Annotated in this window: 19 protein-coding genes; 9 read left to right on the forward strand and 10 right to left on the reverse strand. The window is 59.3% G+C overall.

Annotated elements, in window-relative coordinates:
- The first annotated feature begins 510 nt into the window (after nucleotides 1-510).
- The gene (gene gltP / locus GVN17_RS03680; protein WP_166593887.1) at nucleotides 511-1842 is read left to right on the forward strand and encodes a glutamate/aspartate:proton symporter GltP; all 1332 of its coding nucleotides are present in this window, start codon (nucleotides 511-513) and stop codon (nucleotides 1840-1842) included.
- Nucleotides 1843-1961: 119 nt separating this feature from the next.
- Here the strand turns inward: gltP and GVN17_RS03685 are convergent, their stop codons facing one another.
- Nucleotides 1962-3026, reverse strand: a complete 1065-nt coding sequence (locus GVN17_RS03685; RefSeq protein WP_166593888.1) for an aminopeptidase — start codon at nucleotides 3024-3026, stop codon at nucleotides 1962-1964.
- Between the two features lie 103 nt (nucleotides 3027-3129).
- On the opposite strand from GVN17_RS03685, the gene GVN17_RS03690 reads away from it, so the two are divergent.
- A complete protein-coding gene (locus GVN17_RS03690; RefSeq protein WP_166593889.1) occupies nucleotides 3130-3546 on the forward strand; it encodes a hypothetical protein in 417 nt (138 codons plus the stop codon).
- A gap of 147 nt (nucleotides 3547-3693) precedes the next feature.
- On the opposite strand, the gene GVN17_RS03695 is transcribed toward GVN17_RS03690, so the two are convergent.
- Nucleotides 3694-3927 carry a DUF1161 domain-containing protein gene (locus GVN17_RS03695; RefSeq protein ID WP_166593890.1) on the reverse strand — a complete coding sequence of 78 codons (234 nt, stop codon included), beginning with the start codon at nucleotides 3925-3927 and terminating at the stop codon, nucleotides 3694-3696.
- A 133-nt stretch (nucleotides 3928-4060) separates the two neighbouring features.
- Nucleotides 4061-4492 carry an OsmC family protein gene (locus GVN17_RS03700; RefSeq protein ID WP_166593891.1) on the reverse strand — a complete coding sequence of 144 codons (432 nt, stop codon included), beginning with the start codon at nucleotides 4490-4492 and terminating at the stop codon, nucleotides 4061-4063.
- A gap of 289 nt (nucleotides 4493-4781) precedes the next feature.
- Here GVN17_RS03700 and GVN17_RS03705 point away from each other — a divergent pair, with 289 nt between their 5' ends.
- Entirely contained in the window at nucleotides 4782-5783 is a 1002-nt protein-coding gene (locus tag GVN17_RS03705) for an LLM class flavin-dependent oxidoreductase (protein WP_166593892.1), read from the forward strand.
- A 214-nt stretch (nucleotides 5784-5997) separates the two neighbouring features.
- Here GVN17_RS03705 and GVN17_RS03710 read toward each other — a convergent pair whose 3' ends face one another.
- Both GVN17_RS03710 and GVN17_RS03715 read right to left on the reverse strand, forming a co-directional pair.
- Nucleotides 5998-6222 carry a DUF1161 domain-containing protein gene (locus GVN17_RS03710; protein WP_074757492.1) on the reverse strand — a complete coding sequence of 75 codons (225 nt, stop codon included), beginning with the start codon at nucleotides 6220-6222 and terminating at the stop codon, nucleotides 5998-6000.
- A gap of 144 nt (nucleotides 6223-6366) precedes the next feature.
- A complete protein-coding gene (locus GVN17_RS03715; RefSeq protein ID WP_166593893.1) occupies nucleotides 6367-6582 on the reverse strand; it encodes a dodecin in 216 nt (71 codons plus the stop codon).
- Between the two features lie 176 nt (nucleotides 6583-6758).
- Here GVN17_RS03715 and GVN17_RS03720 point away from each other — a divergent pair, with 176 nt between their 5' ends.
- Nucleotides 6759-7085 carry a YqjD family protein gene (locus GVN17_RS03720; RefSeq protein ID WP_166593894.1) on the forward strand — a complete coding sequence of 109 codons (327 nt, stop codon included), beginning with the start codon at nucleotides 6759-6761 and terminating at the stop codon, nucleotides 7083-7085.
- A 10-nt stretch (nucleotides 7086-7095) separates the two neighbouring features.
- Here GVN17_RS03720 and GVN17_RS03725 read toward each other — a convergent pair whose 3' ends face one another.
- Nucleotides 7096-7995 carry a LysR family transcriptional regulator gene (locus GVN17_RS03725; RefSeq protein WP_166593895.1) on the reverse strand — a complete coding sequence of 300 codons (900 nt, stop codon included), beginning with the start codon at nucleotides 7993-7995 and terminating at the stop codon, nucleotides 7096-7098.
- Nucleotides 7996-8116: 121 nt separating this feature from the next.
- Here GVN17_RS03725 and trpB point away from each other — a divergent pair, with 121 nt between their 5' ends.
- From trpB to GVN17_RS03740, 3 genes are all read left to right on the forward strand, one after another.
- Complete coding sequence (gene trpB / locus GVN17_RS03730) at nucleotides 8117-9343, forward strand: tryptophan synthase subunit beta (RefSeq protein ID WP_166593896.1); 1227 nt, start codon at nucleotides 8117-8119, stop codon at nucleotides 9341-9343.
- On the forward strand, nucleotides 9343-10155 hold the full coding sequence (gene trpA, locus GVN17_RS03735) for a tryptophan synthase subunit alpha (protein WP_166593897.1): 813 nt from the start codon (nucleotides 9343-9345) through the stop codon (nucleotides 10153-10155). Before trpB ends, trpA begins: the two co-directional genes overlap by 1 nt.
- A gap of 126 nt (nucleotides 10156-10281) precedes the next feature.
- Nucleotides 10282-10761, forward strand: a complete 480-nt coding sequence (locus GVN17_RS03740) for an anti-virulence regulator CigR family protein (RefSeq protein WP_166593898.1) — start codon at nucleotides 10282-10284, stop codon at nucleotides 10759-10761.
- Between the two features lie 142 nt (nucleotides 10762-10903).
- Here GVN17_RS03740 and GVN17_RS03745 read toward each other — a convergent pair whose 3' ends face one another.
- Both GVN17_RS03745 and GVN17_RS03750 read right to left on the reverse strand, forming a co-directional pair.
- The gene (locus tag GVN17_RS03745) at nucleotides 10904-11233 is read right to left on the reverse strand and encodes a DOPA 4,5-dioxygenase family protein (RefSeq protein WP_166593899.1); all 330 of its coding nucleotides are present in this window, start codon (nucleotides 11231-11233) and stop codon (nucleotides 10904-10906) included.
- 47 nt (nucleotides 11234-11280) lie between these two features.
- On the reverse strand, nucleotides 11281-12231 hold the full coding sequence (locus GVN17_RS03750) for a LysR family transcriptional regulator (protein ID WP_166593900.1): 951 nt from the start codon (nucleotides 12229-12231) through the stop codon (nucleotides 11281-11283).
- A gap of 114 nt (nucleotides 12232-12345) precedes the next feature.
- Here GVN17_RS03750 and betC point away from each other — a divergent pair, with 114 nt between their 5' ends.
- Both betC and choX read left to right on the forward strand, forming a co-directional pair.
- Nucleotides 12346-13851 (forward strand): choline-sulfatase, encoded by a 1506-nt coding sequence (gene betC, locus GVN17_RS03755; RefSeq protein ID WP_166593901.1) that lies wholly within the window; start codon nucleotides 12346-12348, stop codon nucleotides 13849-13851.
- A 38-nt stretch (nucleotides 13852-13889) separates the two neighbouring features.
- Nucleotides 13890-14816, forward strand: a complete 927-nt coding sequence (choX, locus tag GVN17_RS03760; protein WP_166593902.1) for a choline ABC transporter substrate-binding protein — start codon at nucleotides 13890-13892, stop codon at nucleotides 14814-14816.
- Nucleotides 14817-14997: 181 nt separating this feature from the next.
- Here the strand turns inward: choX and aroE are convergent, their stop codons facing one another.
- Both aroE and hemF read right to left on the reverse strand, forming a co-directional pair.
- Complete coding sequence (gene aroE / locus GVN17_RS03765; RefSeq protein ID WP_166593903.1) at nucleotides 14998-15825, reverse strand: shikimate dehydrogenase; 828 nt, start codon at nucleotides 15823-15825, stop codon at nucleotides 14998-15000.
- The gene (gene hemF, locus GVN17_RS03770; protein ID WP_166593904.1) at nucleotides 15822-16745 is read right to left on the reverse strand and encodes an oxygen-dependent coproporphyrinogen oxidase; all 924 of its coding nucleotides are present in this window, start codon (nucleotides 16743-16745) and stop codon (nucleotides 15822-15824) included. The genes aroE and hemF overlap by 4 nt, the downstream gene beginning before the upstream one ends.
- Between the last annotated feature and the right edge of the window lie 103 nt (nucleotides 16746-16848).

The raw sequence follows: 16848 nt of genomic DNA on the forward strand, positions 1-16848 counted from the left end.
GATCGCCTTTGAGTGGCGAGCCGACAGTGGGCTTGCGACGCGCAAATGATAAGTTCGTATCACTCCGCTCAAAGCCCCCTGCTTCTAATTCTCTACGTCCTACGACCGTATATCGATAAATCTGCCCCTTCAGATGACGTCTCGGTCGTGTGTGACCATTTTGTCACTTGCCTCTCCCGATACACCTCCCACTGGGCTGCAGGCGACGTTTTAGCCACTTCTCAGCATAAATGTGCGCATCGGCTAATGCTGTGTTTCAGGGCATTTCACAGTAAGTCTTTGATTTTCCTCATGCCGATTACGCATGAGGTAGTCGTTTACGGCATTAGACGCTGATGGTCTGGATGGGAATAGTTGCGCCCTTTTTCCGCCTGCCGAGAGCTTGGACGCTCGTTTGCAGAGACCTTCTGGACAGATTCAAGGGCATCCGCGCTTCGATTCGACTTCACAAGAGCGACCCCGAAAGTGTCGGTGAGAAATGTCCACGCCAACTACAACAAGGTTAACGACATGAAGAAGGCAAAAATCAGCCTCGCCTGGCAGATCCTCATCGGTCTGGTGCTGGGCATCGCGCTGGGTGCTGTGCTCAACCACTTCAGCGCTGAGAAGGCCTGGTGGATCAGCAACATTCTGCAGCCCGCAGGCGATATTTTTATCCGCCTGATCAAGATGATCGTTATCCCGATCGTCATCTCGTCGTTGATCGTCGGCATCGCAGGGGTGGGCGACGCGAAAAAGCTCGGTCGCATCGGCCTGAAGACCATTTTGTATTTCGAAGTCGTCACCACCATCGCCATCGTTGTCGGCCTCTTGCTGGCCAACGTTTTCCATCCGGGCACTGGCATCGACATGAGCACGCTGGGCACCGTGGACATCTCGCAATACGAGAAGACCACCGCCGAGGTGCAACATGATCACGCCTTTATCGCGACGATCCTCAACCTGATCCCGTCGAACATCTTCGCCGCCGTTGCTCGTGGCGACATGCTGCCGATCATCTTCTTCTCCGTATTCTTCGGCCTGGGCCTGTCCAGCCTGAACGCAGAAGTGCGTGAACCGCTGGTCAAAGTGTTCCAGGGCGTCTCGGAAACGATGTTCAAGGTCACTCACATGATCATGAACTACGCGCCCATCGGCGTGTTCGCGCTGATCGCCGTGACCGTCGCCAACTTCGGTTTCGCCTCGCTGCTGCCCCTGGCCAAGCTGGTGATTCTGGTTTACGTCGCCATCGCTTTCTTTGCTTTCGTAGTGCTAGGACTGATCGCCCGTTTGTTCGGTTTCTCGGTGATCAAGCTCATGCGCATCTTCAAGGATGAGCTGGTGCTGGCTTATTCCACCGCGAGTTCTGAAACCGTGCTGCCGCGCGTGATCGAAAAGATGGAAGCCTACGGCGCGCCGAAGGCTATCAGCAGTTTTGTGGTGCCGACCGGCTATTCGTTCAACCTCGACGGCTCGACCCTGTACCAAAGCATCGCGGCGCTGTTCATCGCGCAGCTTTATGGCATCGACATGCCGATCAGCCAACAGATCATGCTGGTGCTGACGCTGATGGTCACCTCCAAAGGCATCGCCGGTGTGCCGGGCGTGTCGTTCGTGGTGCTGCTGGCGACCCTGGGCAGCGTGGGTATCCCGCTGGAGGGCCTGGCGTTCATCGCTGGCGTTGACCGGATCATGGACATGGCGCGTACCGCACTGAATGTCATCGGTAACGCCTTGGCCGTCCTGGTCATCGCCCGTTGGGAAGGCATGTACGACGACGCCAAGGGTCAGCGCTACTGGAACTCTCTGCCCCATTGGCGCAGCAAGGAATCGTTGCCTGCGGCGCATTCAGCGGTTGATTGATCGCTGCACCGTTTGAGTACAAACCCCGGCCTTGGCTGGGGTTTGTTGTTTTTGGGATTTTGCTCGCCCCGCGATCCTGATCTCTGCACAGTCTCTTTGAGCAGTTCAGGGGCAGTCGCTCAGGACTTCTTCAGCAACCGCTCCAATGCCGCCTTGCGCTCCTCTTGGGGCAACCTGCCGAGCGTTTCCGCGGCGGTGAAAAACGCTGGCCAATCCCCGTCCACCTGTTTGAACAGCGCCGCAAACGCTGGCGTCCATTGGTCATACAACCCAATCGGCAGCAGCCGCGCGTTGTTCATCGGTGCGTACACCCACGCATCGAAACGCTTGTCGCCACCCCACTGACTGTCGCGCAATTGCTTGTATTGACCACGCAAGCGCTCAAATTCGGTGGCCTTACGCTGACGCATGACGTCCGCGCTCAACGGTTCGGCATACAACGTTTTCAGCCGGTCTCGCGTATCCAGTACCAGTTGCGTCAGTTGATCGCGACGCAGGGTTTCGGATGACGCTGTTTCAGGCGACATCCCACGGGCTGCACGCCATTGTCGTGTGCCTTCCTGCTCCACGAAGGTGGCATAGGACTCGTTGAACTCGCTGTCGTCCTTCACGTAAAAACGCTGGTGCGCCAGCTCATGGAAGATCAGCGTCGCGAGACGTTCATCGCCCCAGGTCATCATCGAACTGATAATCGGGTCGTTGAACCAGCCCAGCGTCGAGTATGCCTCCACGCCGCTGACGTAAACGTCCTTGCCGTCGAGCTTTTGCAGCGCCGCTTCGCCCCGCGCCGCGCTCTGGTCGTAGTAGCCGCGATAGGCCACGCAGCCTGCGATGGGAAAGCAGTGGGTCACGGGGTCGAGCGAGAACTCGCCCGTGGCAAAAACGTTCCAGACCACGTATTGCCGATGAATGTCGGCATAGAGTCGATAGCTCTGATTGTCCGGCAGATGCAGGTGCCGACTGGCGAACTCGCGGGCCTGCTGCGACGTGCGCAGACGGTCGCGCAGTTTGGGGTCGCGCTGCGGATCGGCAATCACGGCGGCCACCGGTTCGCGGGCGCGCAGCAATGCCAATTGGCCGCCCGCCAACTGTGTGTAATAGGAAAGACTGGAGCAACCGCTGAGGAGTAAAATCGCCAGCATCGGCACGCCGCGCCGGAACCACAAGATGTTCAATCGATTCATGCAGCGGCCTTAACGTCGGAATAAAGGGTTGCCCCCAGCGTTATGCCGGAGAGACGACCTTCGTCGCAACCTTCTTGTTATTTCCCTGAATGCGGAGTTTGTCATGCGCCTGCCCTTGTCGATCATTGCCCTGAGTCTGCTGGCCGGATGCGCAGGCCCGTTGCCTGCGGTTGACCCGCAACAGGCGTGGGTCGATCTGCACACGTTCACGGGCAAGACCCTGATGGCCGACAAACTCGACGGCGTCAGAACGGAAGACGGTCGCTATTTCCAGGTAACGCCGGGCAAGCATAAGCTCGAAGTGCGCTACGACTATGAATACGCGCCGGGCGGGATGGGGTTGTCGATGGACATCTACAACGAGCTGACCTGTTACGTGACGATCAACTATGACCATTTCGAAGCGGGCCGCCGTTACAGACTCGACGTCCGCCACATCGCCAACAGCATCGACGCGCAATTGCGCGATGAACAGCGCAAGGTGCTGGCGGAAGAGGGGCAGATTTTTTGTATTCCGTGATCAAGATCAAACGCGATTGCACAGTGGGTTGATGGCCAGTGGGAGCCAATTCATTCGCAAAAAAGGGTCAGGCGAAAGAAGTGCATTGCCTGCACCGGCCAATCGCGAATGAATTCGCTTCTACAGGGATCGTCGCTGGCTCGGGGATCAGCGATCATTCTTCTGATAAATGATCTTCTTCGTGCCGTTTTCACACGTACCCACGACCATATTCTGGTCATGAACCTCTTCGTTGCTGACGACTTCAAGGGTGTACGAGCTGACATTTTGCGCCTGAATCTTGGCCTCGATTTCGGCCTTGAGCTCATCACAAGGCTTGGGAGCGGCGAACACGCTGGTGGTCAGTGCAGCGAGGATCAGGGTGGTAGCGATACGTTTCATGTTCGACTCCTTCGATGCCGCGCGGATCGCGTCGGCCCTTCATATGACCTTGCTGACCTGAACCGGTTCTCATGACCCTGAAACGCAGATGACCCGCATGGGCGGGTCATCGGGGTGTCGCGTCAGCGCAGGATTAGCTCAGCAGTGTGGCATCCAGCGTGATCTTGGCATTCAGCACTTTGGAGACCGGGCAGCCTTCTTTGGCTTTGGCGGTCAACTCATCGAACTGCGCCTGAGTGGCGCCTGGCACTTTGGCCTTGAGGATCAGGTGCACGGCGGTGATCGAAAACCCTTCGCCATCCTGGTCGAGAGTGACCTCGGCTTGAGTGTCGATGCTGTCGGCTTTCAGGTTCGCGCCGCCGAGGATCATCGACAGGGCCATCGAGAAACAACCCGCGTGGGCCGCGCCGATCAGTTCTTCAGGGTTAGTGCCTTTGCCGCCTTCGAAACGGGCCTTGAAGCCGTACGGTGCTTCGCGCAGCACGCCGGTTTCCGTGGAGATGCTACCGATGCCGGACTTCAGGTCACCTTCCCAATGGGCGGATGCTTTCTTGACGATGCTCATGGTGTCTCCTTGTTGAATAAGTGCGATGGACTCGCACGCTGACCAAAAGTCTGAGGAGTGTAGGCGGGACTAAGTTCAACGGTTGTGACGCACGTGCTTTATTTGCCGATTTCTTGAAAGGTAATTTCCGACCAAATTAGTAGGAAATTTCGCTTTGCCCATTGCAACCTCAGAATCCAGACGTATCCTAAGGCCTTAACGCAAATATTTAGGCTTAACGCAGGCTATGCTCTCGCGCCCATCAACTTCGGGCGTCCGACTTGGCCCCCAAGAGGACTCACCACAGCCTATGAAACGCCTAGCTGATGTGAAAATTTCCATGCTCGATCTGGTGCCGGTGCGCGAAGACAAAGGCCCGGCCTTATCGCTGCACAATTCGCTGGATCTGGCGCAACACGCCGAGAAATGGGGCTACAACCGTTTTTGGGTCGCTGAACACCACAACATGGACGGCATCGCCAGCTCCGCGACCTCGGTGTTGCTGGCCTACCTGGCGGGGGGCACCTCGACCATTCGCGTCGGCTCCGGCGGCGTCATGCTCCCCAACCACGCGCCACTGGTCATTGCCGAGCAGTTCGGCACCCTGGCCAGTTTGTACCCAGGCCGCATCGACTTGGGTCTGGGCCGTGCACCGGGCTCCGATCAAATGACCGCGCGTGCCCTGCGCCGCGAACGCTCCGGAAGCGCAGACGACTTTCCCGACGACGTCGCCGAGCTGATGAGCTACCTCGGACCGCGTCAGCCCCATCAGCGCGTGATCGCTGTGCCGGGCACCAACACCAACGTGCCGATCTGGCTGCTGGGTTCGAGCCTGTTCAGCGCACAGCTGGCCGGTCAGCGCGGGTTGCCGTATGCCTTCGCTTCGCACTTCGCGCCGCGATTCATGCACGAGGCCATTCGTGTGTACCGCAATCACTTCCAGCCTTCTGCCGTGCTGGACAAGCCGTACGTGATGCTCGGCGTGCCTCTCGCAGCGGCAGATACCGATGAGCAGGCGGATTATCTGGTGACGTCGGTCTACCAGCGCATTCTCAACCTGATGCGTGGCCAGAGCCTGATGCAAAAGCCGCCTGTGGAAACCATGAACGGCCTGTGGCTGCCCCACGAACGCGAAGCGGTGATGGACTTCCTCGGGTTGGCGATGGTCGGCGGCCCCGAGAAAATCCGCGCCAAGCTGGACGTGCTGCTAGAGCAGACCGACGCGGACGAGCTGATCTTCACGTGCGACATGTATGAGCATGCGGATCGGTTGCGCTCGTATGAGATTTTGGCGCAGGTGGCGATGGGCTGATCACCGTTTCCAAGCTGTAGGAGCGCGGCTTGCCCCGCGATCGGCGACGCAGTCGTCGTGGATCGGTTAACACGGCGTATCAGGTAGACCGCATGCACCGGGGTTACGACTGCTTCGCAGCCGATCGCGGGACAAGCCATGCTCCTACAGTGAGGGTAACGCCCATAAAAAAACCGACGCGTGATGCGTCGGTTTTTTATTGAAGCGAGCAGAATCAACCGCGTTTGTAGACGATTTCCTTGCTGCCGCCGTCGCAGGTGCCGACGACTTTTCCGTCTGCCGCGCTGCCTTTGTCCACCGCTTCCAACGTGTAAGACGCCACGCCCTTGGCCTTGATCTTCGCATCGATGTCCGCCTTCACGTCATCGCACGATTTCCCGGCTGCAAAGGTGGTGCCCGCAATACTCAACAACCCTACCGCCAAAAGAATCTTCTTCATCGGTCACACTCCCTCGTCAGGCGCTTTTCAAGCGTAAGAGGCCGCCCAAAGGAGCGGCCCGTGCACATGATCCTCGCGTCCGAATTCACGAACGGCGCGGTATGTATAGCGAAGGTTGTGGCATTCAGCCAGCGTAAAAGTTCATCAGCTGTTTTCGAGGCGGAAGCCCACTTTGATGGTCACCTGGAAGTGCGCGACCTTGCCGTCCTTGATGTGGCCGCGGGTTTCGAGCACTTCGAACCACTCCAGGTGCTTCACGGTTTCGGCGGCACGAGCGATGGCATTCTGGATTGCATCGTCGGTGCTGGTAGTCGACGAGCCGACCAGTTCAAGCAGTTTGTAAGTGTGATGATCAGACATGGCAGTTCTCCAAGTGGACTTCTAAGGGAGCGTAGCAGTGAAAAGCTCTTTAGCTCTGGCGGGGAAAGGCTCACAAAAGTTCACAAATAACCGCGCGGTAAAACCGCACTGCACTTTCTGAAAACCCTGTAGTCGGAATCAACACACGCCACTCATCACTGCAGGAGAGTCAAATCATGGCATTCACGTCATCCCGTAAAGCGTCTTTGCAAAGTATGGAAGCTGAGATCGAAAGTCTGCTCAAGTCGTTGGAGAGCTTGAAGTCGGACGCTTCGGACGAGTCGCGGAAAACCCTGAAGACGCTGAAAGCCAACGCCGAAAGCGCGCTGAGCCATTCACGCAGCCTGTTGAGCGACGTCTACGAAGACGCCAAAGTGAAGACCCGCGAAGCCAGCGTCGCAACCCGTGACTATGCGCAAGAGCACCCTTGGACCACAGCCGGTGTGGCCGTCGGTGCAGTGGGCCTGCTGGCCGCTTATCTGCTGTGCAAGCGCGGCAACTGATCACACCTGATCAGGCCCGGCCTGAATGCGCCAGCTCTTGCTTGAGCCATTGAGCCAGTTGCTGGGCCCGCCCATCGGCGGCGCGTTTAGGCACCCATAACGCCAGTTGCGCCGGGGTTTCGCTGAAGCCCCACGGCGCAGCGAGGCGTCCGGCTTTTAAGTCATCGGCCACCAACGGTTCCGGGGCGATGGCGATGCCAAGGCCCGAGACAGCGGCCTCCAGCAAGTAATACAGATGCTCGAAACCCTGACCGTATTTCAGCGCGCCGGGATCGATGCCGTTCTGCTTGGCCCAGCTCGGCCACGCTTGCAGACGCGACAGGGTTTGCAGCAGCGGCTCATGCAGCAATGCCTGTGCGGGGCTGTTCCGTAACGTTTCGTATCGCGAAAAACGAGGGCTCAGCACTGGCCCGATGCGCTCGCTCGCCAGTTCGATTACCTGCATGTCGGAGGGCCATGGCGGCTCTGCGAAGATTAGCAGTGCGTCCAGACCAGGCCGCCGAGGATCGAGATCGCCTTCGCCCGCTGACAGGTGTAACCGCAGATCGGGCAGGTCGGCATTAAGTCGGCCCAATCGCGGAATGAACCAGCGCGCCAGCAAACTCCCTGAACATCCCAAGACGAACGGCGCATCGGCGCTGCCCTGACTCAACTCGGCGCACACGCTGCGCAACCGGTCGAACGCCTCGCCACTGGCATCGCGCAGACGAACACCTGCATCTGTGAGTTTCAGGCCGCGTCCATCCTTGCTGAACAGGCTCACGCCCAAGTGTTCTTCCAACACTTTCAACTGGCGGCTGACTGCACCATGGGTGACGTGCAACTGTTCGGCGGCCTGACTAACGCTGTTTAGGCGGGCGGTGGCTTCGAAGGCGCGCAAAGCGTTTAGGGGGGGAAGGTCGCGGCTCATGGTATCTGTGAGTTTTTCTGACAGGTTGCGGCGATCTTATCGGTTTTCATCGGCTTTGGCGCTGGTTAAAGTGTCTTCACTGCCTCAACGGCTCACCCTATTTGTCACCCTGGAGGTTCCTATGTCCCAGACAGAGACCCAATACCGCAATGGCCCGGATGATCGCGGCATGTTCGGCGCGTTCGGCGGTCGTTACGTCGCTGAAACCCTGATGCCCCTGATCCTCGACCTAAACCGCGAATACGAAGCGGCGAAGGAAGATCCTGCGTTCCTCAAGGAACTGGCCTACTTCCAGCGCGACTACGTCGGACGTCCAAGCCCGCTGTATTTCGCTGAGCGTCTGACCGAACACTGCGGCGGCGCGAAGATTTACCTGAAGCGCGAAGAGCTGAACCACACCGGCGCTCACAAGATCAACAACTGCATCGGCCAGATCCTGCTGGCGCGTCGCATGGGCAAGAAACGCATCATCGCCGAAACCGGCGCGGGCATGCACGGCGTAGCGACTGCCACCGTAGCGGCGCGTTTCGGTCTGGAATGCGTGATCTACATGGGCACCACGGACATCGAGCGCCAGCAGGCCAACGTGTTCCGCATGAAGCTGCTGGGTGCCACGGTGATTCCGGTCGTGGCCGGTACCGGCACCTTGAAAGACGCGATGAACGAAGCCCTGCGTGACTGGGTGACCAACGTTGACACGACGTTCTATTTGATCGGCACAGTGGCTGGACCGCACCCGTACCCGGCAATGGTCCGCGATTTCCAGGCCGTGATCGGCAAGGAAACCCGCGTGCAGTTGCAAGAACAGGAAGGCCGCCTGCCAGACAGCCTGGTGGCGTGCATCGGCGGCGGCTCCAACGCCATGGGGCTGTTCCACCCGTTCCTGGATGACACCAGCGTGCGCATCATCGGCGTCGAAGCGGCCGGTCACGGCATCGAAACCGGCAAGCACGCGGCGAGCCTGAACGGCGGCGTGCCAGGCGTCCTGCACGGCAACCGCACCTTCCTGCTGCAAGACGACGATGGCCAGATCATCGACGCCCACTCGATTTCCGCCGGTCTGGATTACCCCGGCATCGGCCCTGAGCATGCGTGGTTGCATGACATCGGTCGCGTGGAATACACCTCGATCACTGACGACGAAGCCTTGGCGGCGTTCCACCAGTGCTGCCGTCTGGAAGGCATCATCCCGGCGCTGGAAAGTGCTCACGCCCTGGCCGAAGTGTTCAAACGCGCGCCGACGCTGCCGAAAGATCACCTGATGGTGGTCAACCTGTCCGGTCGCGGCGACAAGGACATGCAAACCGTCATGCACCACCTGGATCTGTCCCAGCAGGAGAAACACTGATGAGCCGCCTGCAAACCCGTTTTGCCGAGCTGAAAGAACAAGACCGCGCCGCCCTGGTGACCTTCATCACCGCAGGCGACCCGGCGTATGACACCTCGCTGGCGATCCTCAAGGGTCTGCCAAAAGCCGGTGCTGACGTGATCGAGCTGGGCATGCCGTTCACCGATCCAATGGCCGACGGTCCGGCGATTCAGCTGGCGAACATTCGCGCGCTGGACGCTAAGCAAAACTTGGCGAAAACTCTGCAAATGGTTCGCGAGTTCCGCGCCGAAGACAGTAGTACACCGCTAGTACTGATGGGTTACTACAACCCGATTCACAACTACGGCGTCGAGCGTTTCATCTCCGAAGCGCACGAATCCGGCGTTGATGGCCTGATCGTCGTGGACCTGCCGCCCGAGCATAACGGCGAGCTGTGTGATCCAGCGCAAGACGCGGGTCTGGACTTCATTCGCCTGACCACGCCGACCACTGACGACAAGCGTCTGCCAACCGTTTTGAATGGCAGCTCGGGCTTCGTCTATTACGTGTCGGTGGCCGGTGTCACGGGCGCGGGCTCGGCGACCATCGAGCACGTCAAGGAAGCCGTTGCGCGTCTGCGCCGTCATTCGGACCTGCCGATCAGCGTCGGCTTCGGGATTCGTACGCCGGAACAGGCGGCCGCGATTGCTCGCGTAGCCGATGGCGTGGTGGTGGGTTCGGCACTGATCGACCACATCGCCAACGCGCAATCGCCTGATCAGGCGGTGAGCAACGTGCTGAAGCTGTGTTCGGAACTGTCGGAAGGCGTGCGTAAGGCCCGTGTGTCCTGAACGTAAAGTTTCTGATACAGAGGAATCAACGGGTTCGTTAGCAGACTAAGCAGTACAGCAAAAGGGGTTCAGGACCTGATTCTGAACCCCTTTTTGCTGCCTCGAATTCGCCCAGGAGCACGCTACATGAAAGTCTCGAATCGTTTGATCGCCGGGTTGGGCGTGCTGATGCTCAGTGCCAGTGCCTTGGTGCACGCGGCGCCGCCGGATCAACGTGACGGTCATGATGATCACGGCCAAGGCCAGCATCAGGATCATGGGCCACAAGGGGGTCCACAGAATAATCGGGGCAATGATCATCGCGCTGACAACCGTGGCGACGATCATCGCGGAGGTGGTCGCCCGCCAGCTGATTTCGGTGACGTTCGCCGCACGATTCAAGAGCATCGCGAGGTCATCGGTCGCGGCCAGCCGCTGCCACCGAACGTGCACATCGTGAAGGGTCATCCGCTGCCACGGGGTTACGGCCGCCGCCTCGACGCCCGCTCGCAGGAATTCTTGCCACGTTACGACGGCTACGAATGGCGCCGCCTGGGCCCGGATGTCGTGCTCGTCGCGATTGGCAGCGGGATTGTGTATGAGATTCTGGACGGTGTGCTGAACTAAGGTTCCCCCTGGCAAAAAGGGGCAAACCTGTGGGAGCGAATTCATTCGCGAATGGCCGGTACATCCGACAGATATCTGTGGGATGTGCCACCACTTCGCGAATGAATTCGCTCCTACAGTTGATATCGGCGCCAGACAACGACTACCTGAACATCCCCACATTCAACTCCCGAATCGCTCCCATCCAGATCGCATGCTCGGTGTGATCCGCCAGGTCATCCCCGGTAAGAGGGTGGGTGAACACCACCAGCCCGCTGCGATTCAGCGCCAGATACAACATCACATCCGCAAATTGCTCGTGGGCGAATGCCAACTGGCAACTCCAGTCCGGATGCGGTCCGACAGGCCGTTCATGCACACGCCCCATGCGGATATCGAATTTCGCCGCAACCGTCTCGCACAGGGCCCGCGCCTGCTCGATTGTCTGGGCGTCGAAGTAGACATGGGCGTGGTAGCCCTCGATTGATGACATCTGGGTTCTCCCTTCATTTGGCATGACACATTGTGAGCCGGCCGCGTCTAAACCGCGATGGACGGCAACGGCTTGCCGACCAGCGAATCCCCGCTTAACGCCTGCTCGCTTTTTAACCAATCAACAAACCGCTGCACGATCTGCACCCGCCGTTTGCGTTGCGGGAGCACGATGTAATAACCGTAGGCTGAAATGGCCGTGGCCTCGATGGGCCGGCACAACAGCCCCTGCTCCAGCAGCTCATCCACCAGATGCCGCCAGCCGATGGCCACGCCTTGCCCGCCAATCGCGGCCTGAATCAACAGCGTGTAATTGTCGAATCTCAACTGCCCGGGTGCAGGCGCTTGAGCGATGCCGAGGGCGCGAAACACGCCGCCCCAATCGAACCAGTTGTTGCCGCCTTCACCCCGCAGGTGCAGCAGCGGAAACTCTTTCAGCGCTTCGGGCCGCAGCGGCAGATCACGCCCGGCCAGCAGTTTGGGGCTGCACACCGGAAACACCTCTTCGCTGAACAGCCAGTGGCTTTCACCCTGCTTGAAACGGCCGTCGCCAAACAGCACCGCCACGTCGATATCAGCACGCAACATGCTGTGGCTGCGTTCGCTGGTGACCAGACTGACGTCAACGTCGGGGTTGTCTTTGTGAAAGCGGTGCAGACGCGGCATCAGCCAGTACGCGGCGAAGGCGAAGTCGGTCGCCACTTGCAACACCTCATGCTGATGCTGCTCGGTGATCAGGCTCAATCCGGCGTCCATCGACTGCAAACCGGCCTGCACGTGATTGAACAGAATCTCCCCCGCGTCGGTGAGTTCGATGCCGCGATAGATGCGATCGAACAGGCGCGTTGCCAGTTGTTCTTCTAACCTTTTGATTTGCTGGCTAATGGCCGGTTGGGTGGTGCCGAGTTCGATGGCCGCCGCTGTAAAACTGCGCAGTCGGGCAGCGGACTCGAAACCGCGAAGCAGGTCCAACGACATGTCACCGAGGGCTTCAAACATAAGTGTGGCTTATCCTAGGCATTGCGTTTTATGGGCTTTACCGCTGAATCCATGGGTCTCATTCTCTGGACCAGCAATTTCGCATAAATATTCACTATGGAATGCCGCGAAGACATGAAGCGCAAGAACATTCTTTTCATCATGGCCGATCAGATGGCCGCGCCGATGTTGCCGATTTACGCCTCATCTCCAATCAAGATGCCCAATTTGAGCCGCCTCGCCGCTGAGGGCGTGGTGTTCGACGCTGCCTATTGCAACAGCCCGCTGTGCGCACCGTCGCGTTTTACCCTGGTCAGCGGCCAGCTCCCGAGCAAGATTGGCGCTTACGACAATGCTGCCGACTTTCCTGCCGATGTTCCGACCTACGCCCACTACCTGCGTCGTCTCGGCTATCGCACCGCGCTGTCGGGCAAGATGCATTTCTGCGGCCCGGATCAGCTGCACGGCTATGAAGAGCGCCTGACCAGCGACATCTACCCCGCCGACTACGGTTGGGCGGTGAACTGGGACGAGCCGGACGTGCGCCCAACCTGGTATCACAACATGTCGTCGGTGCTGCAAGCCGGCCCATGCGTGCGCACCAACCAGCTCGATTTCGACGAAGAGGTGGTGTTCAAGGCTCAGCAATACCTGTTCGATCACGTGCGTGAAGATGGCGATCAGCCGTTCTGCCTGACCGTGTCGATGACTCACCCCCACGACCCGTACACCATCCCCAAGGAATACTGGAATCTCTACAACGACGACGAGATTCCGATGCCGCCTGCGCCCCCTGTCCAGGCCGATCAGGACCCCCACTCCCAGCGCCTGCTCAAGGTCTACGACCTGTGGGACAAGCCGCTGCCGGAGAACAAGATCCGTGACGCCCGCCGCGCGTATTTCGGCGCGTGCAGCTATATCGACGACAATGTCGGCAAACTGCTGAAGACCCTCGAAGACACCGGCCTGGCCGACGACACCATCATCGTGTTCTCGGGCGACCACGGCGACATGCTCGGCGAGCGTGGTCTCTGGTACAAAATGCACTGGTTTGAAATGTCGGCCCGCGTGCCGCTGCTGGTGTACGCTCCGGGGCAATTCAAGGCTGGCCGCGTGAAGGCTGCCGTGTCCACCGCCGACCTGCTGCCGACGTTCGTGGCGCTGGCCGAAGGGAATCTGGAAGCCGGTCTGCCACTGGACGGTCGCTCGCTTTTGCCGCATTTGCAAGGCGAGGGCGGCCATGACGAAGTGTTTGGCGAGTACATGGCCGAAGGCACCAACAGCCCGTTGATGATGATTCGTCGCGGCGCCTATAAATTTATCTATTCGGAACAGGACCCATGTCTGCTGTACGACGTGCACGACGATCCGAAGGAGCAGGAAGAGTTGAGCCAATCCGAGGCCCATCGCGACCTGTTCAACACGTTCCTGGCTGAAGCGAAGGCCAAATGGGACATTCCGGCGATACACCACCAGGTGCTCGCCAGCCAGCGTCGTCGGCGTTTCGTCGCCGAGTCGCTGGCGCTCGGCAAGCTGAAGAGTTGGGATCACCAGCCGCTGGTAGACGCCAGTCAGCAATACATGCGCAACCATATCGATCTCGACGATCTGGAGCGCAAGGCCCGTTATCCACAACCTTGAACCCTGCCAACACCTAGAAAACCAAAAAGGGGCACACCATGAAGAAGTTGTTCACAACGCTGGCGGTTGCGGTGATGAGCTTGGGCAGCGTCGTTGCATACGCCGCTGACGCGAGCTGCAGTACGGTCAAGATGGCCGATCCAGGTTGGAGCGACATCGCTGCAACCAATGCCACGGCGGGTTTCCTGCTCGAAGGCATGGGTTACAAGACCAAGGTCGATACGCTGGCAGTGCCGATTGCCTATGGTGGTCTCAAGGACGGTCAGATGGACGTGTTCCTGGGCAACTGGATGCCTGCGCAGCAGGGGTTCTATGACAAGTTTATCGCCACGGGGGACGTGACGCAGTACAAGAAAAACCTGGAAGGCACCGAGTTCACCCTCGCGGTCCCGGACTATGTCTACGACGCGGGCGTGCATGATTTCGCCGACCTGAACAAATTTGCCGAGAAGTTTCACAAGAAGATCTACGGCATCGGCTCGGGGGCTCCGGCCAACGCGTCGATTCAGGAGATCATCAAAAAGAACGAGTTCGACCTGGGCGACTGGAAGCTGGTCGAGTCCAGCGAACAGGCGATGCTGGCCGAAGTGAAGCGTAACGTGAAGAAGAAAGACTTCGTGGTCTTCCTCGGCTGGACCCCGCACCCGATGAACGTGCAAATCAAAGGCATGCACTACCTGAAGGGCGGCGAGAAATACTTCGGTGACACCGGCAGCGTCTACACCGTGACCCGCAAAGGCTACGCCGACGCTTGCCCGAACGTGGCCAAACTGTTCTCCAACCTGACGTTCACTCAGGACATGGAAAACAGCATCATGCAGGAAGTGGACAGCAAGAAGATCAGCAACACCGACGCGGTGAAGGCGTGGATCAAGGCCAACCCTGCCGTGCTTGAAAAATGGCTCGACGGCGTGAAAACCATCGACGACAAAGATGCACTGACGGCGGTTAAAGCAAAGTTATAAGCGTGACGCACGGCCTTGTGATCTCTCCGATCTCAAGGCCGGTGCCTGACCTGTAGGAGCGAATTCATTCGCGAATGGCCGGTACATTCGACGCATCTCCGTCGCTTGTACCACCGTTTCGCGAATGAATTCGCTCCCACAGGGGGACACCGTTGGCAGGAATATTTATGACGGCTCGGGATCAGGCCTCGGCCATCAACCGCCGCAACTCCGCCAGTACTGGCGTCGAATCAGGGCGAACACCGCGCCATACGTAGAATGCCTCTGCCGCCTGCTCCACCAACATCCCCAAACCGTCCACCGCCTGCCCGGCCTGATGCTCGGTCGCCCAACGGCAGAACGCGGTCGGTTCCTTGCCGTACATCATGTCGTAGCAAAACGTTTCGCCCGGCTGAATCAAGCTCGGCGCAATCGGTGGCAACTCACCCGCCAGGCTCGCTGACGTGGCGTTGATGATCACGTCGAAGGGCTCTTCCAGCCAGTCATACCCGGCCGGCAAAACAGGTCCCAATTCGGCGAATTCCTTCGCCAATTGCTCGGCCTTTTCCACCGTACGATTGGCGATCACCAGCACGTAAGGCTCTTCCGCCAGCAATGGCGCCAGCGCACCACGCACCGCGCCACCGGCCCCTAGCAACAGGATGCGTTTGTCTTTGAGAGTGACGCCGTGGTTCACCGTCAGGTCTCGCACCAACCCGGCGCCGTCGGTGTTGTCGCCCAACAACGTGCCATCCACCTGAATCGCCAGCGTGTTCACGGCACCGGCGCGACGGCCGCGATCGGTCAGTTGATCCGCTAGTCGATACGCCTCTTCCTTGAACGGCACCGTGACGTTTGCGCCCTTGCCTGACTCGAAGAACTGTTTGGCGAACGCCGGGAAACCGTCCAGCGGCGCCAGCGCGGTCTGGTAATCCAGCGATTCGCCGGTCTGTTCCGCGAACAAGCGATGAATCAGTGGCGACTTGCTGTGAGCGATAGGGTTGCCGAAAACAACGTAGTGATCGGTCATGCTTGTGCTCCTTCGGCCAGCCAGTCGCGGTCTTGCAGGAAATACTCGGTCAGGCGCGCCTCTTCACTGCCCGGCGCGGCCTTCCAGTCGTAGCCCCAGCGCACTTGCGGCGGCAGCGACATGAGGATCGACTCGGTACGCCCGCCCGATTGCAGCCCGAACAGGGTGCCGCGGTCGTACACCAGGTTGAACTCCACGTAACGGCCACGGCGGAATTCCTGAAATTCGCGCTGCTGCGGCGTAAACGGCGTGGCCTTGCGGCGTTGAACGATCGGCAGGTACGCCTCAACAAAGGCATCACCGATGGCGCGCAGGAAGGCAAAGCTGGTGTCGAAATCCCATTCGTTCAAATCATCGAAAAACAGGCCGCCGACGCCCCGGGGCTCGTTGCGGTGCTTGATGTGGAAATAGCGGTCGCACCAGGCTTTGTAACGCGGGTAGACGTCCGCTCCGAACGGCGCACAGGCCTGCTCGGCCACACGGTGCCAATGAACGCAGTCTTCCTCGACGCCGTAATAAGGCGTGAGGTCGAACCCGCCGCCGAACCACCAGACCGGCTCTTCGCCCTCTTTTTCAGCGATGAAGAAACGCACGTTGGCGTGTGAGGTCGGAACATGTGGGTTGTGCGGATGCATCACCAGCGACACGCCCAGCGCTTCGAAGCCGCGACCCGCGAGTTCCGGTCGATGAGCGCTGGCGGAAGGGGGCAAACCGGCGCCGAAGACGTGGGAGAAGTTGACCCCGCCTTTTTCGAACAGGCCACCGTTCTCGATCACGCGAGTACGACCACCGCCGCCCGCCGGACGCTCCCAGGCGTCTTCGACGAAGCGGCCGCTGCCGTCTTCTTGCTCCAGCGCGGCGCAGATCCGGTCTTGCAGGTCGAGCAGGTAGGCTTTGACGGCATCGGTGCGTGAGGACATGGGCGTACCTTGAAGTAACGTGTAACCGGTATTTTGAGCGTCGTTCCGCTTCTGGCGTGCATTCGGCAATGGCACCGCTGGCGTGAACGACATCCTGAAAGTG

This window comes from Pseudomonas sp. SLFW (assembly GCF_009905615.1).
Classification (GTDB): domain Bacteria; phylum Pseudomonadota; class Gammaproteobacteria; order Pseudomonadales; family Pseudomonadaceae; genus Aquipseudomonas; species Aquipseudomonas bambusae.